Annotated in this window: 21 protein-coding genes and 3 tRNA genes; 14 read left to right on the top strand and 10 right to left on the bottom strand. The window is 53.5% G+C overall.

What is annotated here, in order from left to right; translation table 11 throughout:
- The first annotated feature begins 132 nt into the window (after window positions 1-132).
- Window positions 133-648 (top strand): archaeal heat shock protein Hsp20, encoded by a 516-nt coding sequence (gene hsp20 / locus TPEN_RS02305; protein WP_011752121.1) that lies wholly within the window; start codon window positions 133-135, stop codon window positions 646-648.
- Between the two features lie 17 nt (window positions 649-665).
- Here the strand turns inward: hsp20 and TPEN_RS02300 are convergent, their stop codons facing one another.
- Window positions 666-1,940 (bottom strand): MBL fold metallo-hydrolase, encoded by a 1,275-nt coding sequence (locus tag TPEN_RS02300; RefSeq protein ID WP_148677897.1) that lies wholly within the window; start codon window positions 1,938-1,940, stop codon window positions 666-668.
- A 191-nt stretch (window positions 1,941-2,131) separates the two neighbouring features.
- Here TPEN_RS02300 and TPEN_RS02295 point away from each other — a divergent pair, with 191 nt between their 5' ends.
- Window positions 2,132-3,946 carry a type II secretion system F family protein gene (locus TPEN_RS02295; protein WP_011752119.1) on the top strand — a complete coding sequence of 605 codons (1,815 nt, stop codon included), beginning with the start codon at window positions 2,132-2,134 and terminating at the stop codon, window positions 3,944-3,946.
- Between the two features lie 19 nt (window positions 3,947-3,965).
- A complete protein-coding gene (locus TPEN_RS02290; RefSeq protein ID WP_011752118.1) occupies window positions 3,966-4,517 on the top strand; it encodes an adenylate kinase family protein in 552 nt (183 codons plus the stop codon).
- Window positions 4,518-4,539: 22 nt separating this feature from the next.
- Here the strand turns inward: TPEN_RS02290 and TPEN_RS02285 are convergent, their stop codons facing one another.
- A complete protein-coding gene (locus TPEN_RS02285) occupies window positions 4,540-4,767 on the bottom strand; it encodes a hypothetical protein (protein ID WP_011752117.1) in 228 nt (75 codons plus the stop codon).
- Between the two features lie 70 nt (window positions 4,768-4,837).
- On the opposite strand from TPEN_RS02285, the gene TPEN_RS02280 reads away from it, so the two are divergent.
- Together TPEN_RS02280 and speD are read left to right on the top strand one after the other, a co-directional pair.
- Window positions 4,838-6,262 carry a hypothetical protein gene (locus TPEN_RS02280; RefSeq protein WP_011752116.1) on the top strand — a complete coding sequence of 475 codons (1,425 nt, stop codon included), beginning with the start codon at window positions 4,838-4,840 and terminating at the stop codon, window positions 6,260-6,262.
- A gap of 121 nt (window positions 6,263-6,383) precedes the next feature.
- Window positions 6,384-6,821, top strand: coding sequence for an adenosylmethionine decarboxylase (gene speD / locus TPEN_RS02275; RefSeq protein WP_052885040.1), 438 nt, complete (start codon window positions 6,384-6,386; stop codon window positions 6,819-6,821).
- Between the two features lie 7 nt (window positions 6,822-6,828).
- Here speD and TPEN_RS02270 read toward each other — a convergent pair whose 3' ends face one another.
- A complete protein-coding gene (locus tag TPEN_RS02270) occupies window positions 6,829-7,704 on the bottom strand; it encodes a M14 family metallopeptidase (protein WP_011752114.1) in 876 nt (291 codons plus the stop codon).
- Between the two features lie 151 nt (window positions 7,705-7,855).
- On the opposite strand from TPEN_RS02270, the gene TPEN_RS02265 reads away from it, so the two are divergent.
- From TPEN_RS02265 to TPEN_RS02255, 3 genes are all read left to right on the top strand, one after another.
- Complete coding sequence (locus TPEN_RS02265; RefSeq protein WP_011752113.1) at window positions 7,856-9,871, top strand: type II/IV secretion system ATPase subunit; 2,016 nt, start codon at window positions 7,856-7,858, stop codon at window positions 9,869-9,871.
- 91 nt (window positions 9,872-9,962) lie between these two features.
- On the top strand, window positions 9,963-11,075 hold the full coding sequence (locus tag TPEN_RS02260; RefSeq protein ID WP_011752112.1) for a hypothetical protein: 1,113 nt from the start codon (window positions 9,963-9,965) through the stop codon (window positions 11,073-11,075).
- Window positions 11,068-12,120: a DUF711 family protein gene (locus TPEN_RS02255; RefSeq protein WP_011752111.1), complete on the top strand. Its 1,053-nt coding sequence runs from the start codon at window positions 11,068-11,070 to the stop codon at window positions 12,118-12,120. The genes TPEN_RS02260 and TPEN_RS02255 overlap by 8 nt, the downstream gene beginning before the upstream one ends.
- A gap of 6 nt (window positions 12,121-12,126) precedes the next feature.
- Here TPEN_RS02255 and TPEN_RS02250 read toward each other — a convergent pair.
- Window positions 12,127-12,236, bottom strand: a tRNA-Ala gene (locus TPEN_RS02250).
- 115 nt (window positions 12,237-12,351) lie between these two features.
- Between TPEN_RS02250 and TPEN_RS02245 the strand changes: the two genes are divergently transcribed.
- Entirely contained in the window at window positions 12,352-12,621 is a 270-nt protein-coding gene (locus TPEN_RS02245; protein WP_011752110.1) for a hypothetical protein, read from the top strand.
- Between the two features lie 19 nt (window positions 12,622-12,640).
- Here TPEN_RS02245 and TPEN_RS02240 read toward each other — a convergent pair.
- Window positions 12,641-12,741: transfer RNA gene (locus tag TPEN_RS02240), tRNA-Arg, on the bottom strand.
- A 170-nt stretch (window positions 12,742-12,911) separates the two neighbouring features.
- On the opposite strand from TPEN_RS02240, the gene TPEN_RS02235 reads away from it, so the two are divergent.
- The gene (locus tag TPEN_RS02235; RefSeq protein ID WP_011752109.1) at window positions 12,912-13,229 is read left to right on the top strand and encodes an AbrB/MazE/SpoVT family DNA-binding domain-containing protein; all 318 of its coding nucleotides are present in this window, start codon (window positions 12,912-12,914) and stop codon (window positions 13,227-13,229) included.
- Window positions 13,230-13,266: 37 nt separating this feature from the next.
- On the opposite strand, the gene TPEN_RS02230 is transcribed toward TPEN_RS02235, so the two are convergent.
- The 3 genes from TPEN_RS02230 to TPEN_RS02220 form a co-directional block, all read right to left on the bottom strand.
- Window positions 13,267-13,671: a hypothetical protein gene (locus TPEN_RS02230; RefSeq protein ID WP_052885037.1), complete on the bottom strand. Its 405-nt coding sequence runs from the start codon at window positions 13,669-13,671 to the stop codon at window positions 13,267-13,269.
- Window positions 13,672-13,740: 69 nt separating this feature from the next.
- A complete protein-coding gene (locus TPEN_RS02225; RefSeq protein WP_011752107.1) occupies window positions 13,741-14,355 on the bottom strand; it encodes a CDP-2,3-bis-(O-geranylgeranyl)-sn-glycerol synthase in 615 nt (204 codons plus the stop codon).
- 58 nt (window positions 14,356-14,413) lie between these two features.
- Window positions 14,414-14,659 (bottom strand): hypothetical protein, encoded by a 246-nt coding sequence (locus TPEN_RS02220; RefSeq protein WP_148677896.1) that lies wholly within the window; start codon window positions 14,657-14,659, stop codon window positions 14,414-14,416.
- A gap of 234 nt (window positions 14,660-14,893) precedes the next feature.
- On the opposite strand from TPEN_RS02220, the gene TPEN_RS02215 reads away from it, so the two are divergent.
- From TPEN_RS02215 to ftsY, 4 genes are all read left to right on the top strand, one after another.
- A tRNA-Ala gene (locus TPEN_RS02215) sits at window positions 14,894-15,016 on the top strand.
- 153 nt (window positions 15,017-15,169) lie between these two features.
- A complete protein-coding gene (gene rpl18a, locus TPEN_RS02210; RefSeq protein WP_011752105.1) occupies window positions 15,170-15,427 on the top strand; it encodes a 50S ribosomal protein L18Ae in 258 nt (85 codons plus the stop codon).
- 2 nt (window positions 15,428-15,429) lie between these two features.
- On the top strand, window positions 15,430-15,828 hold the full coding sequence (gene pfdA / locus TPEN_RS02205; RefSeq protein ID WP_052885036.1) for a prefoldin subunit alpha: 399 nt from the start codon (window positions 15,430-15,432) through the stop codon (window positions 15,826-15,828).
- 5 nt (window positions 15,829-15,833) lie between these two features.
- A complete protein-coding gene (gene ftsY, locus TPEN_RS02200) occupies window positions 15,834-16,742 on the top strand; it encodes a signal recognition particle-docking protein FtsY (RefSeq protein ID WP_011752103.1) in 909 nt (302 codons plus the stop codon).
- A gap of 21 nt (window positions 16,743-16,763) precedes the next feature.
- Here the strand turns inward: ftsY and TPEN_RS02195 are convergent, their stop codons facing one another.
- Window positions 16,764-17,747, bottom strand: a complete 984-nt coding sequence (locus TPEN_RS02195) for an MBL fold metallo-hydrolase (RefSeq protein WP_148677894.1) — start codon at window positions 17,745-17,747, stop codon at window positions 16,764-16,766.
- Window positions 17,732-19,345 carry an ATP-dependent DNA ligase gene (locus TPEN_RS02190; RefSeq protein WP_052885035.1) on the bottom strand — a complete coding sequence of 538 codons (1,614 nt, stop codon included), beginning with the start codon at window positions 19,343-19,345 and terminating at the stop codon, window positions 17,732-17,734. Before TPEN_RS02190 ends, TPEN_RS02195 begins: the two co-directional genes overlap by 16 nt.
- Window positions 19,346-19,397: the final 52 nt, after the last annotated feature.

Raw genomic sequence — 19,397 nt, 5'->3', positions numbered from 1 at the left:
TTGTATTGCTCTGGGCATCCCAGCTACTAGCCTCTTTACCGGCTCGCCGTACTTCCTCATATGTGCGTTGACCCCGGATACGCGAAAGCATTTAAGTTACCTGTTGAGGATTGTAACTGTGGGTGAGAGGTTGTGAGTTACGAATTTGACGAGTGGTTCAAGAGGATAAGGAAGATGATGGAGGAATTCGACAAAATGTTCGAGGAGATGATGCGCGAACCTATGCTCTACTCTGGAGAAAAAGGCAGAAGAATAATTGGACCGTACTACTACGGGTTTAGCGTCGAGATAGGTCCCGACGGTGTTCCCAAAGTCAGGGAGTGGGGCAATATCCGCCCTGGACCCATAAAGCCTGTCGTCAAGGAATCCATTGAGCCCTTCACGGATGTTTTCGACGAAGGTGACCATTACAGAGTGATACTCGATATTCCCGGAGTCGAGAAGGATGAAATAAACGTAGAGGCTACTGAAAACTCCCTCGTGGTATCCACGACTGGCGAGAGGAAGTACTACAAGGAGGTCAGGTTTAGCGACCCCGTAGACCCCTCTACCGCGAAAGCTCAGTACAAGAACGGAGTTCTAACGGTGACTATCGAGAAGAAGGAGAAGCCTAAGAAGGAGAGAGGCGTCAAGATAAAGGTAGAGTAGGAGAGATACCCGCGCGTCTAGACTTTCAGGTTCAGCTCTTCCCCGAGCCGTGGGACGAAGGTTTCGTGTCCAGCCTTCACGCTTAGTTCCGCTAGCTTGACCGCGGCTTCCTCCTCGCCGTGCACGAGGACTACTTTACTACCTTTCTTCGCGCTGTCAAGGGTTTTTACGAGCTCGCTGTGGCCACAGTGGGCTGAGAAGTCGAACCACTCTATTCTCGCCTTCACCGGTCCGCGTTTGGTGGGTGAAGCGTATATACCGGTCTCAATCACTTGTCTCGCGGGGGTCTCCGGGATAACGTAGCTCACAAAGATTACCGCGTTTTTCTCGTTCTCCATTATCTTCTCCATGTAGTACTCGCTAGGTCCTCCCTGCAGCATACCGGCTGGAGAGATTATTACTCCCGGCTTTGAGAGTATCTTCTTCCTGTGGTCCCAGTCTTTGACCTTTGTAGACATCTCGACCGCTTTCTTGAATAGGGATGGTTCTCGCAGGAGATGCGAGTCCTCGGCTATCAAGTCGTTAGCGGTGCGCGCCATGCCGTCAACGTATATGGGGACTTGGAGGTCGTACTTAGCCAGCACGCACAGGATCTCCTGTGCCCGTCCCACGGCGAAGGCAGGTATGAATGCTATCCCGCCGTCCTCCACGACTTCGAGAACGGTTTTTACAAATTCTCTCTCTACTTCTTCCCGTGGAGGGTGGTCGTACTCGGCATACGTAGACTCCATGATCACTACGTCTGCCTTTGAGAACTCGCTGATGCCGGCACCCCTGAGAAGACACGTATCGTGGAGGGAGTAGTCACCTGTGTAGAGCACGTTCAGCGAAGGGGTTTCTATCTGTATCATCGCACTACCGGGTATATGTCCAGCGTCGAGCACTCTAATTGTGACCGAGCCGATGTCGTAGGACTCGCCGTAACCTAGCGGAACTAGGCTTTCCAACATCTTTTCGACTTCCGGGGCTTCGTACGGTATATAGTACTTGGAAAGCTTCATGAAGTCCTTTATTAGAAGATCGCTAAGCGTGGCCGTAAGCGGCGTGGAAATCAGCGGGGGTTGCCCGGATACGTATAGGAGTGGCGCTGCGCCGCTGTGGTCTAGGTGTGCATGAGAAATTGCAACCGCGTGTATTCCCTTTGGCGGCACAGGTAATGGGAACTGGGGCTCTTCCCCCTCAATGCTAACGCCGTAGTCGAGCAGTATCAGCTTGCCTTCAACTCCCAGAAGTATCGCCGACCTGCCAACCTCTCTCGCTGCTCCTAAAGCCTTAAGGTAAACATCCGCCATTATGTAGCTCAAAAGAGCTGAACCCCATCTTTTTATAAATTTTTAGCGCACGCTCTTCCGAGAGTTTTCTTAATTACCGGAGCAAATGCTCTACTCTTGGCGTCGCGCGCCCGGCTCCCTCCTCCACTATGCGTAAAACAGCGTAAAAGCTTTTAGCAGTTGTACTTTGCTTAGAGATTAGTGTACATAGCATGGCTCGAGCATCGCTTGACGGGATAGCGTACTCTTTGTTTGGCTGGGCTGGTGAAGCTATAGCAAGGATGGTTCCGACCCTTAGAAGCGATATTGTCTCAGCGGACATGAAGGTGTATCCTCCGGCGTACGCGTCCAGAGTTGTTTTTCTGTCCATCATAGCCCTGGTTCTAGGCTTCGTGTTCGACGTGCCGATAGTGATTCTACTCTCGAGAATGGGGGTCGGCTTGGGAGGAGTCCTGGCTACGAGCTTCTCGGTACCCCTCATGCTCGCCGGCGCGGTATTCGGCCTCGGCCTCGTATACCCCAAGATCAAGCTGTCGAACAGGACAAGCAGGTTTGACCTGGAGGTCCCCTATCTTTCTGTCTACATAACCGTCATGGCGACTGGAGGTATCTCGCCGTATACGAGCTTCGAGCGCCTAGCTAAGGCCCCGAAGGTGCTTTTCCAGGAGATAAAGAAGGAGGCGATGTACTTCTTCCTGAAGGTTAAGGGAATGGGCCAAGATCCTCTCTCGGCGATAGAGGACAGTGCTAAGCGCGTACCGCACAACGGCTACAAGCAACTAATGCTGGGTTACGCGGCAACTTTGAGGGCTGGAGGCGACGTTGTCCACTACCTTCAAAGGCAGACAGAGGTCATGCTACGCGAAAGAGTATCGCAGATGAAGACTATAGGTGAGAGAATAGGAGCCCTCATGGAGTCCTACATGGCTATAGTGTTGCTCACCTCTATGACGCTCTACGTCCTCTACGTTGTGAACATGGCGCTAGCCCAGGCCGGGATGGGTCTCGCCGGCGGAGAAATTCAGTTCGTAATGGTGTCGTACATCATTATGCCGATGCTTTCGGGGCTCTTCATATACCTAGCCGATCTCATGCAACCCAAGTACCCCGTGTACGACTCAACGCCGTATGTCGTGTACTTGGCCTTGGGAATACCCATAACAATCTTCCTCTTCGTCGCCATGGTCCTCCCATTCGCGGTAGCGCCTCCAGCCTCTACTGTGCTAAGGAGCGTTTTCTCACCCTTCGTCGGCGCCGTGTTGCTCCTGACGAGGCTCTTAGGGCTTGGGAAGGGATACGAGAGCGGAGTTGGCATGATAATCTCGCTGACCCTGGGGCTCCTCCCGGCGATGATCGTAGAAACGCGGTCAACACTGAAGTTCAGCGGTATACAGTACGGGTTAACGAGGTTTCTAAGGGACCTCGTCGAGGTTAGGAAAACCGGTATGGCGCCGGAGAAGTGCATAATTAACCTGAAGGACAGGGACTACGGGAAGTTTACCCCCTACCTCCGCGACATAGCTAAGCAGGTCGGGTGGGGTGTGTCCCTTCACACGATCTTTGAGAGATTTTCGAAGGGCATGAAGAACTGGTTCGCCCTTATCTCGATGTTTCTACTCGTTGAGAGCATCGAAGTAGGAGGCGGCACGCCGCAGACGCTAGAGGCGCTTGCAAGCTACGCTGAGACGCTAGAGCAAGTCGAGAAGGAGAAAAGGGCGGCTTTGAGGCCGCTGATGCTAATGCCCTATGTGGGAGCGCTCATAATAACGGTTGTAGTCCTGATCCTAGTAGAGTTCATGGGTTCCATGCTTAAATTCGCGGGAACAGCGATCTCGACGGAACAGCTTGTAGGAATGTTCCTGCCCCCGGTGATCATTAATAGCTACATGATGGGGCTAGCTGCCGGAAAGATAGGTTCCGAGAGGGTCGCGGCGGGTTTCAAGCACGCGATCCTGCTACTACTCGCAAACCTCGTAGCCATGATGATCGCTCCACAAATCACGGCGGGGATGATGCCTAAACTCTAGCCGCCGAACGGGAAAGGTTATGGCCGTACTAATTACCGGGACGCCCGGCGTAGGCAAAACAAGCGTTGCTCAAAGCCTCGCTAGCACCCTCGGGAAGAAGTACGTCGACGTAGCCAAGCTCGCGGCTGAGAATAACCTCGTAAAGGGCTTCGACCCCGAGCTTCAAGCGTACATAGTTGATACGAGTAGCGTTAGGGCACTACTGGAAGAGATACTGACGTGCAACGAGGTTGTAGACACGCACATCGTTGAATGCGTGCCCAAGAGGAAAGTCACACACGTGATTGTTTTAAGGTTAAACCCTCTCGAGCTGAAGAAGCGTTTAGAGGCTAGAGGCTACCCTAATAGAAAAATTGCCGCGAACGTTGAGGCGGAAGTGCTTGACAGCGTGCTCATCGATGCTGTAAAATGGTTCGGCGAGAGAAAGGTCTTCGAGGTGGACACCACGGGTAAAAGTGTCGGGGAAATAGTTAATATCGTAAGGCTAGTTCTCGAAGGCAAAGGGAGGAACTTCAAGCCGGGTAATGTGAACTGGCTGGAGAATTTTTACTATCTCTTGGGAAAAACGTGATAGCGCGCGAAAAAAGAGGTTTTTACGCGAGCCCTAGCCTTCTCAGCTCCTCGACGCCCTCCTCAAGCTCTCTCGCTAGCTCTTCGTCCTCCTCGACCTGCGGGGCGCTTCTCACGGATGCGAGGAATTCCTCTATCGCGTCCAAAGCCTCTACTAGGCGCGCCTCGTAGAGCTCGTCGCGCCTAAGAGTGCTCGCCAGTAGCCGCGAAAGCGCGCCTATCGTTCGCACGGTAACCCTCGGGTCACTCATCAACCACCACTGACCCCTGATGCCGCGCCCTCGCAGGGCGCCCCCTCCACCATATAAGGACGGGTGAAATATGGTTGAGGAGTACATGAAGGGAGATGGAGCCGTGACGGGGAGGATGAGGGTCGAGTTAGAGGTGGACGAGAAAACCAGGGAGACCGTTGAGAGAGAAGCTAGAAGGCGTGCTCAGGAAGCTATGGAAAAGATTGATAGGCGTTATCTCGAAGTCTACGAGTACCTTGCACGAGTTGCTAGAAAGCTTAGGAAGCGCTGGCCTTGGCTCTCAATCTTAACGATTTACATGCTGATCCTACTGGACAAGGCCTACGAGCAGGCTAAAAGGTTCCTAGATGAGTACACAAGAGCTCAAGAGTACGTCGTGTATAAAAGTGGGAAAACTTCCTGGAGGGTGTATCCGAAAGGCAAAGACTTTTACGTGCAAGTTGCTAGAGTTCCGAATGGCTATTTTACCGCAAAACTACCGCTGTACGGTGTATCATTGAAAGCTTTCGTTAAAGGACCGAGACTAACACGTAGAGAGCGACGAAGCGCCATTAAAGGTTGGTTGTTATCAGATGCATCTTACAAGCCGGAAACATTACAAGCAACTACAGACCAGGAGTGGCAAGTCGTCGCGATTGCAACTTTCTTTGAATTGCTTAGGCTGGCAATAGTAGCGCTGACAATCGGTGAGAAAACTTTAAGATTCACTTGGCATTTAGATGCACCCATTAAACTTAACTGGAACCTGAAAGGCAAAGCAAAGCGTGCATATGTCCGAAAGTTTGTATTAAGGGCGAAAAGGGGTAGGCTAAATCCTCGCGAATACATAACGCTTCTTTTCCTTTACTTCGGAGACGGCGGGCTTCCCGGTTTTGAACGTACATGCCTACAATTCATCGTCGGACACAGAAACATTTGCATTACTGGCGAAAAAGCTGTAGAGATTGCTAGAAGAATGCTTGAAAGTGTCCGCAGGAGTGGACTTGGAGAACTGCTGGAGCTCCTTGAAGTTCCAAAATACGAGTATCTTAAAGTGCTTGCAGACAGAAAGCCTAACCATGTTACAAGAATGCATATAGAAGTCAGCGGTGTAAAGATGTACCTTGACCTCGTAGGCGACCCGCGCTATAGTTTCACGCTTGAGGCGCGTGTATATGAAGGCAAGAGACAAAGAGTTCCGCGCAACTTTTCAGAACTCGCTGAGAAAGAGGGACTCAAGGTGAAGGAGTTCATAGTTAAAATTAAGTGTCGTAACGGCAAAGTTTACGAGTACCGCGCATGGCGTGCCTACACTGAGGAGCTTTTAGAGTTTGCGCATGTACATCCACAAGCTTACTGTGTCTACCTGTCTTTTCTCTATGCTAAACGCGAGAAGTTCAAGGGGGATCCTCAAGCGTGTAGAGCGCTCGAGAGGCTCATAGAGAGGATTGTCGAGGATGCGAGGAGACATGCAACGAACCTGGCGTGCCTCGAAGAGCTGGGGCAAGAAAGCTAAGGGTATAAACCAGCAGGGAAGGCGCCCGGCCCCCTCCTCCGCGCGCGGAAAAACGCGCGAAAGGAACGTTAAGCGTGCGCTATGCTTAAATACTGAGCCCTGCACTCTTCAGTGCACGGAAATGGCGGGAAGAAACAGAGGGGTGGGATTAGGAGGCGTCGGCCGCCATCTGATCGTGGAAATGTTCGAGTGCGACGGTAGGCTACTCGACAGTCTCGAAGTCGTCAAGTCTGCCCTTCTAGACGCTGCTGTCGCCTCTAACAGCACCGTTGTAGGCTTTGACTTCTATAGGTTCAAGCCTCACGGAATAAGCGGCTATGTTCTCGTAGCGGAGTCGCACATTTCGATTCACACGTGGCCAGAGTACGGGTATGCGGCTGTAGACGTGTTTACCTGCGGGGAGCACACAGATCCTTGGAAGGGGCTAGAGATACTGAAGGAGCGCTTAAGGGCAAAGAAGGTCACAATAATCTCGATTGAGCGCGGAGTCGGAATAGAGAACTACGCGGGCTACTGGACTCCGACGCGTGAAAAGGAACAGGCGGTCCAGGTTCACTAACGCGGGTCTAGCGTAGAAGGTACGCGGAGCCGAGTATGGCGTGGACGGCGTAAATAACGTCGTCTCTTTTTTCCTCTGCTTTTGAAAGGCAGATCTCGGCAACGGGTGCGTCTACGAGCCCTATCTTTTCCGCCAAAGTTTCTCCGCGCGTTACCGCTAAGCTTCCACCTAAATGCTGCCCTGCGATGCCTGCAAGCGTCTCTAAGCTCGGCGACGCCGAACTTGGGAGTCTAATGCTCTTTTCCTTGTCGCAGCAGCGAAGCAGAACTACGAGTAGAGGGTCGAGGGATTTAATCCACTCGAGGACCTCGCGTAGATGAGGGGATAAGAACGCGGGGCTCAGCTGTCCCTCGGCGTAGGAGACTAGCGAGATACCCTCTCGTCCCACCACGAGCACCGGGTAGTCCTCCTGGACGTACTCCTTGACGCCTAGAAGTATTCCTTCCAAGTCTTTCATAGACAACGCGTTTTCCACGGCTACGACGAGAAGGTTTCCGTAGGCATACACCTTGGCGCTTTCAAGACTGGAGATAAGCTTTCCCTCCTCTGCTAAGACCTTTAGGAGCTCGAAGCCGGCCGTATTAGTCGTGCCTAATAACCGCTGCATAACAGGCTCCAATCCCAGCGCAAAGCTAGGGTTCACGCATGGGATAACTATGACGTGGACGTCACCCTCGTATCTCAGGACGCCCTCCAAGAGGGTCTCAGAGGAAGCGAGGCACTCCCACTCAAGCCCACCTATCAGCACGACGGGAGGCTTATCCTTATCACCGAGCTCGAAAACCTTTACGGGAAAGCCCAGCCAATCTGTGAACTCGGCGATAACGCTGGCTCTCGCGGAGAGAGCCTCGTACAGCGATTCTAGAATACCGACTGTAGCCATTTCCTTAACACCTGGTGCGTCAAAGACTACGAACTTTTTAATGTTTTAGTCGTGTGTGCGCTCGCGCGCGTCGTAATGCGCGCGAGGTGTGCTTTTTGCGCGCGGCGCGAGGGATTAATAAGGGGGTTGAAAACAGAGAAGTTGGATAGCTGTGTCTAGCGAGGTTAAGGTTAAGCAGGAGAAGAAAAAACCCGCGAAAAAGAAGGAGAAAAAAGCCATAGCGGAGACCTCCGAGAAAAAGGAGGAGCCCGTTGTTCTGCTCCCGGTCCAGGAGTCCTACAGGGTTATCGACGAGTACTGGGTTGTAGAGCCTTTCGCGAAGGTGAAGATAGTCGAGATTCCCGAAGCTGGCAACCAGCGTGCCTACTTTGTGGAAGAGGTGCAGCTAAGCGAGGCTGAGAGGAAGGCTGTCAATAAACTTATAGACATTCTAAGCGTTGAGCTCGAACCGCCCGCCTCTTTTGACGTCGAGTTACGGGAGCACGTTGTGGCCGAGGCAAGAAGGCTCGCGGAGAAGTATAGAAGCGCGGTGAGAGGGCTATCCGAGGAGAGCTGGAAAAAGGTCATCTACTACATCGAGAGGGACCTGGTCGGGTATGGTCCCATAGAGGTCTTAATGCGTGACTACAGGCTGGAGGATATAAGCTGTGACGGTGTAGATAGGGCTATACACGTGTGGCACAGGGACTACGAAAGCATACCGACAAACATCGTGTTTAGAAGCAGAGATTACCTGAGAGAGTTTATAGTTAAGCTGGCCCACATGGCCGGGAAGCATATCTCGGCGGCGTTCCCGATAGTCGACGCGATGCTCCCGGGTAGGCACAGGCTGGCCGCGACGTACGGAGAGGAGGTATCGCCGCGAGGCAGTACTTTTACCATTAGGAAGTTCAGAGAGAAACCTCTCTCGATAGTCGAGATAATTAGTTCGGGCAACCTCGACTCGTGGAGCGCGGCCTACCTGTGGCTAATGATCGAGAACAGGATGACAGCCATGGTGATAGGAGCAACGGCCGCCGGTAAGACCACGCTCCTCAACGCGATAGCGAACTTCTTCAAGCCCGGCTTCAAGATAGTAACGATAGAGGAAACCCCAGAGCTCAACCTCCCCCACGAGAACTGGGTGCAGCTCGTGAGTAGGGAGAGCTACGGTCTAGGCGAATCGAAAGTGGGGGAGATTACGCTCTACGACCTTGTAAAGGTCTCCCTCAGGTACAGGCCCGACTACATAATAGTCGGAGAAGTCAGAGGCGAAGAGGCCTTCGTACTGTTTCAAGCGATGTCCACAGGGCACGGAGGCATGTCGACCATGCACGCCGACTCGCTGGATAGGGCCGTAAAGAGGCTGACAAGCCCGCCCATGAACGTCTCGCCGTCCTACATACCGTCGCTCAACATAGCGCTTCTCTCCGAGAGGACGATTCTCCCCGACGGGAAGTTCGCTCGTAGAGTCAAGCACATCTGGGAGATCGAAGACTACGAGAAGTACCGGGAAATAGTGAAGTGGGATCCAGTTAAAGACGTTCACGTTGTGGTATCCGAAAGTCACCATATACGCTTCATCGCAGAGAAGCTCGGCAAAAGGGTCGAGGATTTATACTCCGAGATTGAACGTAGAAGGCTCGTACTCGAATGGATGAGAATGAAGAATATAAAGGAAACGAGGGATGTGTTCACCGTTATCAACAAGTACTACGTATACCCCGAAGAGGTCTACGCGGAGGCACGGAGAGAGCTCGAAGAGAAGGGTGCAATACCAGCACCCGTAAAGATAAGGCCCTCGGTGGTCGTAGAGGTAGCACCGAAGCCTGTACGCGCGCTTCCAGCGGTACAGACTAGAGTAAGTACGCACGCCACCTCCGAGGATGCGAAGCCTGTTCCTCAGCAACCTGTGGCTCTCCAACCGCCAGTACCGCTGTCTGTGGGGCTGAGCCAGGAGAGCTTCCTGGTGTTGAGGACTTTGGCGTCTCTGGGAGGGGAGGCGGACCACGAGTCCTTAGTCTCGATGGTGAACCTTCCTAGGGAGGTTTTCAGCAGGGCTATAAGCGAGCTAGCCGGGAAGCGTCTCCTAGTTCCCACGCTACTGGTAGAAGGCGGGAAGCCCCTCATAGGCTACAAGATTACGAGCGACGGAGAAAAAACCCTGAAAACGATCTCTCAGCAGTAACAACGCTTTACCCGCATACATGGGGGCGACGCGTTAATTATGCGCGAATAGTTTTTATCTTAGCGTAGACGCGGCTTTCTAGGAGCTTGCCATGTCTCAGGCAGATCTCGTTGCATTCGTGACGGGGATTAGCGGTAGCGGGAGGCTAAGCGTTCTACAGGAGGTTTCCTCCGAGGCTCCGGAGTTAAAGGTCATCGACGTCGGGACGAGGATGTACGACAAGTCAAGGGAGCTCGGAGTAGTCATACCCGATGGGAAGATACTCGATATGGATCCTCTCGCATTGGAATACCTGAGGGCTACAACCTTCGAGGACATACTGAGGGACGTGGAAGAGCTGAGAAGGCAGAAGCAGGTTGTCGCCATCAGTACACATGTTTCTTTCCGGTGGAAGAAGCACCTCTTACACGCCTTCAACTTTTACTATGTGAACAGGATAGCCCCGGACCTGTACGTGAACGTACTCGATAACGCGCATCTAGTGTACGCGGCTTTGCAGTCCTCGTCGGCGTGGCGTGGGAAGCTTTCCCTAAAGGAGGTGCTCATATGGAGAGACGAAGAGGCTTTCATAACTAGGTTGCTGGCAGAGTACCAGCGTAAACCCTTCTACATATTCCCAAGGAGAGAAGACCCTCTAATGCTCAAAAAAGTACTATTTGACGTTGAAAGAGCTAAGAAGGAGGGTAGGAGGCCCGCACCGAAGGCTTACCTGAGCTATCCCATTACGCACGTGAAGGGGGACCCGGACTTCCTGGAAGAGAAGAACGAGGTAAAGAAGCGACTTAAGGAGGCGGGAATAGTGGTGTTCGACCCCATATCGGTGGAAGACTCGCCTTTAATCGACATGGCTTACGAAGCCGAGAAGGCAGGCAAGAAGGAGGTAGAGTTCGAGATGGACGGCCGTACGTTCTCCTTGCCTGTTTCCCAGATATACGATGCGATCGAAGACATACGGGACCAGATAGTCGTGCGCGACTACCAGTTGATAAACCAAAGCGACATCATAGTGGTCTTTTACCCGACCACCGTTCTATCCCCGGGCGTTCTGAGCGAGATCAAGTACGGGTACACGCACAACAAGCACGTATTCGCCATTTTCCCGCATCAGTCCGCCTCCCCGTTCTTCGAGTACTACACGACGCGAATATTCAAGGACGTCGACAGCCTGCTGGACCACCTAAGAGAGGTGGGCATAATTGCGTAGAAGTGCAGGCTTCAAGGTACGAGCGGTGGTGCTTCACGTAGACCTAGAGAAGGGCGGTGATTCTCTTGAAGAGAAGCTCGCCGCCTTTACAGAGGCCGTGAAAGCTTTCTCAGAGACAACTGGGGTGGATGTGTGGACCAAGAGGGTCGTGGCAAACCCCGTGCCACCTGAGAGCTTTGAGAAAGCGGTACACGCCCTCTACTCAGCCGCAGAGCCTAGCGGAATCAACTATGTCGCGGTCCCGCAGCGCCGCCCTTTAACGCCCGAAGTGCTGGCGGACGTTATGGATAGCTACGAGAGGCTCTACTCTTCGGCGACATACGACGACAACTCCACTGCCACGTTGGTGTCCACGGTCAAAGCGTTGTCGGAGAGGTCTCCGCTCATGGCGGCTCGCTACGCGGTATCTTTCGGAGGCTTCATCCAAACCCCGTACTTCCCGGCGACGGCGACCTCGGTGGAAGGCGTCTCTCTAAGCCTGCTTTACCCAAAGTTCCTCTCGGAAAACCCTCTGAGCAAAGTCTCCGAGACGTTTTCCGGGCTTGCAGCACGCGCCGAGAAGACCCTCCCGGGCTTTCTCGGGATTGACTTCTCTCTGAGCCCGTGGGAGGACGAGAGCGTTGCACTACTCGTGGAGAAGGTATCCGGGACCACCCTCGGGTCCCCCGGCACTATCCGAGCCATACGGGAGCTTAACCGCAGGATAAATCTCCTCGCACACGAGGCGCGCGCAGTAGGGTACAACGAGGTAATGCTCCCACTAGCAGAGGATAACAGGCTCAAAGAGCTCGCGAAAACTGGGCAACTGAGGTTTAGCCACCTTCTAAACTACGCGTCGTACTGCGTGGCGGGTCTCGATATGGTCGTAATTCCGGACACAACGGAGGACAAGGTGTTAGAGAACATACTACTAGATCTCAGCGAGATTCAAAAGCTGAAGGGAAGAATCCTGGGCCTTAGACTAATACTCGCGCCAGCGGAGGAAGGCGACGAAGTCGAGGTAGGGTTCTTTGGAAAAATCCCCGTGATAAGCCCGCTCGACTAAGAGGCATGGCGCCGGGGCCGGGATTCGAACCCGGGCACCCTCAACGGGTAACGGATTAGCACTGCGTCCGCGCTTTCGCGCGAATCCGCCGCCTTGGGCCGCTCGGCCACCCCGGCGCGTGAAAGACCCGCGTCTTCCCCGTCCAGCGGGTCGTGCTTCTTGAAAGAGTTTTCATTCTTATAAACTTAGCGACAGCGTAATGCGCGGGAATATATACCCCAACGGCTATAGATGTCTGGAGTTATGAAGGTGGGGATCAGGCTGGAGCTACCGGCGGAAGAGGAAGAGTATCGAAGCATAAGCGTGGATGATTACAGCGGGGGAGGTATAGTAATTTTACACGCGTTTTCTCGGGGGAGAATCATCTACGCGGTAGAGACAGATCAGCGTAAGTTCTCGCTTGCACGATCCATAGTTAACGAAGTGCTCAGACTCTACTCCATGCTTGAAGGAGTGAAGGAGGAACTCCCGCAGACGCAGGGAAAAAGAGAGCCCAGCTAAGAGCTCCGCGCGAACCCTTTGGCGGGCCCGCCGGGACTTGAACCCGGGACGTCCGCGTGCCTCTTCAAGGCACACTACGGCTCCGAAGGCCGCCGCGCTTCCTGACTGCGCTACGGGCCCCGTCGTCTCATGAGTTTTCGTCGAACCTTAAATATGTTGGTGATCGCGCGAGAGAGAAGATGCTAGGTCTATTGGAGAGCCCTGAAAGAGTTTTTCCGATGCGGTTTTCATTTTTACGCTACAAAAAACATTAATTTAAGTAATGATGAACAAGACTTTGAGGGAAGTTTATGTCCAGCGGAGGGAGAAGGGGGGCACGCGGGCTCAACATCACCTCTCTTCCTTACAAGGTGAAAGTATACTCTAACAACCAGGTACTAGTACCGGCGCAACTTGTACGAAGCCTTGGAATACAGGACATCGAGTACGCCGAGATCACCATACGCCATGCATCATCCACGGTAAGCTTTGTAGCAAGGTTGCTGAAAACCAGGTTCACGGATTCCAGGCAGTTCACTATACCGAAAGAAGTTCGAGAGAAAATAGGAGTAGCCCCCGGGATGGAGATAGAGGTAGTTGAGATTAAGCCGGCAAGCAGTGTTACATAAAAAAATGGCTGAGCGCACCCTTAACGCTTGAACCGCATTAAACAACGCCGAAAGGTTCTTGTTGAGGCGGGCTCAGCGAGGCGACTATCAGGAGGGCACCCATTATGAACGAGAAAAGTTCTGAGACTGAAGAGGCAAGCAGGTGTACTATCTGCTCCTTCTCCCCTAGGGCGTATATAGGGCTCACGTAGCGAAGCCCCTCGAGAACCCCCCTTGCGTACGACAGCGTTTTTTCGTGGCTTAACACGTAGCTTTCAGCTATGTTCTTCACAGTGGGGTCGTTTATCACGCTTATGATCTCGTTCTTAGCAACCGCTATAAGCGCCTCGAGTAGCGCTATTTCACGGGATATTGCGGAGTCAAGGTCTTTCCTCTGTAAAGCATCCGACAGCTCCTGCGTGTACTTCTTCATTAACTCATTTAGCTCTACTATTTTTGTCATCCTGTGAGCACGCCACGCGTACTTCTCCGCGTGAGATAAAACAAGACAGTGCATTTAATTCTTTTTCTTTCACCAAGGGACGTCTTTGAGCCCTAAGACGAATGCGGCCATGTTTGTTAATAGGTGTACGATGGGGGTTAGGAGCACCACCGCGACGACTACTTCCGCCGCGGGTAGCTTTGAGAACAAGCCCTGGAGGATTAAAGCCCCAGCTACGAAATCGAGCTGGTCGAGCAGGATTGCCGGCTCGCCGGGTTTAATTCGAAGCCGCCGTTTTACGAATGCTCCTCCTAGGTCACCAAGTAAGGCGCCGAGAGGGAGTAGGAAAGCCGATACCCCATCTACGAAACGTGCGTAGGCGAGAAGGATTCCCACGAGAACCCCTGAGAGCATACCGCCTAGGAACCCCTCGAATGTCTTGTTGTCTCCGAGAAGCCTCTGCCCATCCACGAATGTTAAGCCAAAATCCATTGGGTGAAGCCTCCACCTTTTTCGCACAAGCCTGCTGAACACTACAGGGGAGGCGTTAGCCACGTATGCAGGTAGTACCCAGAGCATGCTCCTTGCCACGTTCCCTGGCTGCAGTACGCTGACGAGAAACTCTGCGCCGAGGATCACGTAGACGATGAGCGAGAAAACGAGGAAGTAGAGCCCGAGGAAGCATGCATACACGCTTATCCTCATAAGCTTCCCGAGAAAAAGGATGAGAAAGTTTATATTTTAGACGTGCGCATGCGCGGGGTTACCTCTCGACTAGTTTCCGCAAGAAGCTTAGAACCTCCTCGTAACCGCTGATCACATTGCTCCCCGTGACGAGCATCGGGGTCTTCACGGATCCATACTCGAGAAGAAGCCACCCTCTGAGCTTACTCTTAGAGATATCGATTATCTTCAAGTTTTCCGTCCACCTTCCATCGCTCTTTAGTTCTTCGAGTATTTTTTTAGATGCCTCGCCTTCGTCCACGAAGAGCACGAAACCCTCCTTCAAGGTGTCGCCACCGGATGAGATTACGTCCCAGGATTCCGAAAACGCTTTTCTTTCAGCGATGTGCATAGGTCGACCGTTGTAAAGAAGTATGAAAAGGGTAAATCGTCATCGACGAATATAGCGAAAGTTAAGACTCATGTGACGCGCGTCGCTCTTATGTCGAATACTCGCTCAGACGCCTTCTTGCGTGCGAGAAAAGCTTAAATTATCCGAGGTATCAATCTCTTCTGCAGGGGGCCGGTCGTCTAGTGGGAGGATAACCCCTTTTACTCAAACCGCCCTTGCAAGGGTCGCGTAAAGGGGCTTCGATCCCGAGAGCGGCGGAGGTCCCGGGTTCGAATCCCGGCCGGTCCACCACCTTTTCCTGAGTGCGACCCGATGCGGTTCACATGGTACTCGTTTGCCGCGGAGCTTTTCTCCGAGTTCAGGCTTCTCGCTCGCATAAAGCTTTAAAAGTAAGTAGCGTAGAAAAGAGCGGAAGGTCTCATCGATACGTGGGGTCGAAAGGGTATGGCTCAGGTCAAGACGTTCGAGGTTAAGGGATACATGGTGCTTCGGTACGGCGAGCGGAGAAAGTTCACGCTTTACCTTAGAGGGCTGAGCGAGAGGGAGGTTCTCGAAAGTGCTTACAGCTTGCTTGGATCGCGCCACAAGGTTACAAGGAACCACATAAAAGTGGAGAGTGTAACCGAGGTACCGCCGGAGAACGTGAAGGATAACTACGTTAAAGAGCTTTCGAGAACCGATAAAATTGTGGTATACGCGTAGGGGTGCAAGGCTTGGCGCAGTCCCGGGAAAGGTTAGCGGAGGAGTACAGTGTACTGGCGCAGGTTGCTGAGGAGCTTCAACGCGAAATACAGCTGGCGCAGACTCTCATAGCGGAGGTTGACTCCGCGATCCTCGCCTTGAAGAATATAAGCTCGCTGGAGGATGGCAAGGAGATACTGGTTCCCGTATCCGCCGGCGTGTATGTGAGGGCTTCGATAAAGAGGCAGGAGAAATTCCTCGTGGCGATAGGCTCGAATATACTCGTTGAGAAAAGCTTGGACGAGGCCGTAGAGTTCCTGAACAAGAGAAAGGAGGAGCTAAGCCAGCTTGTCGAAAGGAGAATGAACGACTTGAACAAGGTAGTAGCGAGGATAAGGGAGATTGAAAGTTCCATTAGGTAGCAGTCATGCCTAAGCTTAGCCTTGGTAAGGTATTCAGCGCCATTATTGAGGAGGTAGCGTATACTGAGCTAGACGAGAAAACACTGAAAAGACACGCCGATGCATTCGTGTTGAGGCTCGTCGAGGCAGGAGTCGCGCTTGAGGTTGCAGAGGCACTTGTAGCGGATCTCTCCGGGCGGATCTCCGGGAAGAAGCTTGGGAGGTTCGCGGATAAGAGGAAGGCCTTGCTAGACGAGCTCAGAGCACTGATCAGGGACGTCTTTCTCTCGGCGGGTAGCGTGGACCTCGACGGCTTGGTAAAACGCGGGGTAGCCGGTAAGGGCTTCTTCTCAATACTTTTCCTAGGGCCGAACGGCCACGGAAAAACAACCACCGTGGCTAAGCTTGCGTACAGGTTTAGGAAGCAGGGCTACAGAGTAGCGATCGCTGCCGCCGATACATTTAGGGCGGGCTCGATAGAGCAAGTCTCCCAGTGGGCTTCGAGGGCTGGCGCCGAAGTTGTCTCGCTGGGCTACAACGCTGACCCCGCCGCTGTGGCCTACGAAGCTGTGAAGAAAGGAGAGAAGGGCGACTTCCAGGTCGTACTCATAGATACTGCGGGGAGAATGCACACAAAGAAGAACCTTATGGACGAAATGAAGAAGATAGCTAGAGTGGCCTCTCCAGACTTCAAGGTGTTTGTTGGAGACGCCCTTGTGGGAAACGACGCCGTAGAGCAAGCTAAAACGTTCTTCAGCGAGGTCGGGTTCGATGGAAGCATACTGACAAAGTTCGACGCGGACATCAGGGGTGGTGCTGCGCTGTCAGTAGTGTACGTGACGAAGAAGCCGTTGCTCTACGTTGGGACGGGTCAGGGCATCGAGGACCTTAAGGAGTTCAACGTCGAGGAGTACCTGGGAATGCTCTTCGAATAGTTGGCCGTTGCCTACGCATGACTACTGCAAGCCCAGCGATTCTAGTAAAAGGTCGCACCTCTTACCCTTGAACTTCTCGAGGAGATTCTCGTAGTCGCTGGGCGGAGGATTCGAAGAGAAAAGCAGCTTCCTGTAAGCTTCAAGGCCCGTGAAGGGCAAGCCTAGAAGCGAGCTATACGTCTCTATTTCGTCCTCGTGCACCCCTCTCTGAATCAACGCGTCCCTCCACTCCGGGTCCCGTAGCATGTGGTGCGATACTATCACCCTAGTGCCGCGCTGGGTTAAGGTGAAGAGCCTCACCAGGTTCCTTAACCCCTTCTCCACAGCCTCCCCGGATACTTTCTGCTCGGAGAGGTATAGAGGAGGACCGCCGACCACCACGTATTCTGGCGCGTACGCCAGTATCTTCTCGACGACCTCGTCGTCTACCGGTCCCTGCACGTCGGGCAGAAACGCGAGAAACGGGCTTCCGTCGACCCTAACCACGAAGCAAAGCACGTAGCCAAGGCTTTCCCCGTGGCGCGCCGTGAACGCTTCGATCTCTGTGCCGCCGAACCGGAGTACGCCTTGGTTCAGCAAGTGTATCTCTTTAGCCTTCCCCCTCACAGCCTCCAGGAAAGCCTCAGCTCTCCTTCGCTGCGAGTAATTGATGAGCTCCTCCGGGTGCTTGGCGACAACCACCTTCCCAGAGTAGATTTCTTCGTACTCATTTTCGCGTAGACATTCGTAGAGCGAGGCGTAGGGCGGGCTGTAGTGGTCCCTGTGGTAATGAGACACTGTGACCACGTCGGCCCTCGACGCAGCCTTCAAGATCTCCTCCCTAACCCTCAGTTGCGCCTTGAACTCCTCGGGGTGAGGGGGAAGCCCGTACCTGCGCGGGGCGAGGGAGCTCGATGCATCGAAGAGTATCTTCACATCGGGTGTCTCTACGAGGATACTCATGGATCTTACTCCTAGGCTTTCGTCCGCTATAGGGCGTACTCCGAGCCTCACTGCGGAGACCACCGCTTCGCGCGTATGGAGCGCAAGTACCTTTCCCTGAGCTCCCTTAAGGTTGTAACCTCGTAGGGGCTCTTATCGAAGCGTATACGCCTAATGCGCGCGAATCTCAATGCGAACCCCGAGGGGTACCGCTTACTCCTCTGAATCTCGCTGTAATCCACCTCCACCACTATCTCGGGCTTCACGTAGACGACGTAACCCTCCTCCCTAACCTTCAGCTGTAAGAGCCGCTTCGTCATCTCTTCGAACTCCGCATCACTCAGCCCTTTGAACGTTTTGCCTACAGAGAGGAACCTCCCGCTCTCCTCGTCGTACACTCCAAGGTGGTAGTCGCTTAGCCACCCGCTCCTCCTGCCGTGCCCCCACTCCGCGGCTATAATGACGCAGTCGATGGTGTCGAAGGACTTCAACTTCAGCCAGTCGCTCCCACGTATCCCGGGTTTATACACCGAGGAGTGCCGCTTAGACATCACCCCCTCGTTACCGCTCCTTACAGCGGACTCGTAGAACTCCAAGGCTTCCTGGCGTGTATACGCCACGGTCTTCTTCGCCAGGATTTCCTCTGACACGACGATCTCGCGGAGTAGCCGGCTCCTAGTAGAGTAAGGCTCTCTGACTAGCGACTTTCCGTTAAGGTATATCACGTCGAAGAGGTGGAGCTCGAAGGGGAGGCTTTTGAGGAAGTCTTCCCTCTCGTTCTTCCGCCTAACCCTTCGCAACAACTCCTGGAAAGGGACTGGGGCACCGCCAATTACGGCTACAGCTTCTCCGTCAACAACCGCCTCCTCTACGTGTAGCCCCTCCACCGCGCGCTCCACGACGTCTGGGACGTACTCAGTTATGTCGCTGAGCCGCCTCGAAAAGACTCTGACCTTCCCCCTCCCCATGTGAATCTGTACGCGTAGCCCGTCATACTTGTACTCGAGGTGGAGAGGGCTACCATGCTCCTGGAAGAGCTCGTCGACATTGTAAGCCATGTCTGCAAGCATCGGCTTGACAGGGTGGAACAGCGATACGTCCACCTTTCCAAGCGCGGCAGGCGATTCCAGTGCTTTGAAGGCGACGTCCCCCACGTCGCTCAGCACCATGTATGCGTGAAGCACGTCTCCGTACGGCACACCCGATAGCCTAGATATGGCTTCTAGGAGTAGCCCTGTGCTGGCACCTATCCTAACCTCCCCGAACAGTATGCGAAGCAAGTACTCAACCTCTTTCCTGCTTAACCTCGAGAATAGCCCCTCAAGAAGCTTCAGCTTCTTTTCCCTGCTACCCTCACCGCTCACGCCGGCAATCCGCTCGAGTAGCCGGTAAACCTCGGTGATCGCGGGTGGTTGAGGTTCTACGAGAAAAAGAGGCTTTTGATCGAGAACCTTTAGCGCTTCTCTTACAAGTGAGTAGCCGACGCCCAGTTCTCGGTTATCGTATTCAGGGAAGACGTGCCCCGCGAGGAACCTAGCCGCAATGGAAGCCTCCTCCGGGGAAAGCCTCCCAAGGAACTCTGAGAGAATGCGTACTTTCTCCTTTCTGCCGGAAACCCTCCCAGCGGCTTCGGCGGCTTCGACGAGCTCTCGGAAGAGCGCCACAACGAACCCCGTAGACACCTAACATTTTAGCAATTAAAAGCAACGTTTTCTTTAAAGCGACAACGCGCTG

Origin of the sequence: Thermofilum pendens Hrk 5 (assembly GCF_000015225.1) — an archaeon.
Taxonomy (GTDB): Archaea; Thermoproteota; Thermoprotei; order Thermofilales; family Thermofilaceae; genus Thermofilum; species Thermofilum pendens.
Note: the sequence above shows the minus strand (reverse complement) of the source record. Positions and strands in the feature narration are given on the sequence as shown.

Excerpts from the sequence above, each read along its gene's own strand:
- TPEN_RS02270 (WP_011752114.1), bottom strand. The coding sequence starts at position 7,704 with ATGGCTACAGTCGGTATTCTAGAATCGCTGTACGAGGCTCTCTCCGCG.
- speD (WP_052885040.1), top strand. The coding sequence starts at position 6,384 with ATGGCGGGAAGAAACAGAGGGGTGGGATTAGGAGGCGTCGGCCGCCAT.
- TPEN_RS02260 (WP_011752112.1), top strand. The coding sequence starts at position 9,963 with ATGTCTCAGGCAGATCTCGTTGCATTCGTGACGGGGATTAGCGGTAGC.
- TPEN_RS02230 (WP_052885037.1), bottom strand. The coding sequence starts at position 13,671 with ATGACAAAAATAGTAGAGCTAAATGAGTTAATGAAGAAGTACACGCAG.
- TPEN_RS02290 (WP_011752118.1), top strand. The coding sequence starts at position 3,966 with ATGGCCGTACTAATTACCGGGACGCCCGGCGTAGGCAAAACAAGCGTT.
- ftsY (WP_011752103.1), top strand. The coding sequence starts at position 15,834 with ATGCCTAAGCTTAGCCTTGGTAAGGTATTCAGCGCCATTATTGAGGAG.
- rpl18a (WP_011752105.1), top strand. The coding sequence starts at position 15,170 with ATGGCTCAGGTCAAGACGTTCGAGGTTAAGGGATACATGGTGCTTCGG.
- TPEN_RS02280 (WP_011752116.1), top strand. The coding sequence starts at position 4,838 with ATGGTTGAGGAGTACATGAAGGGAGATGGAGCCGTGACGGGGAGGATG.
- TPEN_RS02235 (WP_011752109.1), top strand. The coding sequence starts at position 12,912 with ATGTCCAGCGGAGGGAGAAGGGGGGCACGCGGGCTCAACATCACCTCT.
- TPEN_RS02285 (WP_011752117.1), bottom strand. The coding sequence starts at position 4,767 with ATGAGTGACCCGAGGGTTACCGTGCGAACGATAGGCGCGCTTTCGCGG.
- TPEN_RS02300 (WP_148677897.1), bottom strand. The coding sequence starts at position 1,940 with ATGGCGGATGTTTACCTTAAGGCTTTAGGAGCAGCGAGAGAGGTTGGC.
- TPEN_RS02245 (WP_011752110.1), top strand. The coding sequence starts at position 12,352 with ATGTCTGGAGTTATGAAGGTGGGGATCAGGCTGGAGCTACCGGCGGAA.
- TPEN_RS02225 (WP_011752107.1), bottom strand. The coding sequence starts at position 14,355 with ATGAGGATAAGCGTGTATGCATGCTTCCTCGGGCTCTACTTCCTCGTT.
- TPEN_RS02295 (WP_011752119.1), top strand. The coding sequence starts at position 2,132 with ATGGCTCGAGCATCGCTTGACGGGATAGCGTACTCTTTGTTTGGCTGG.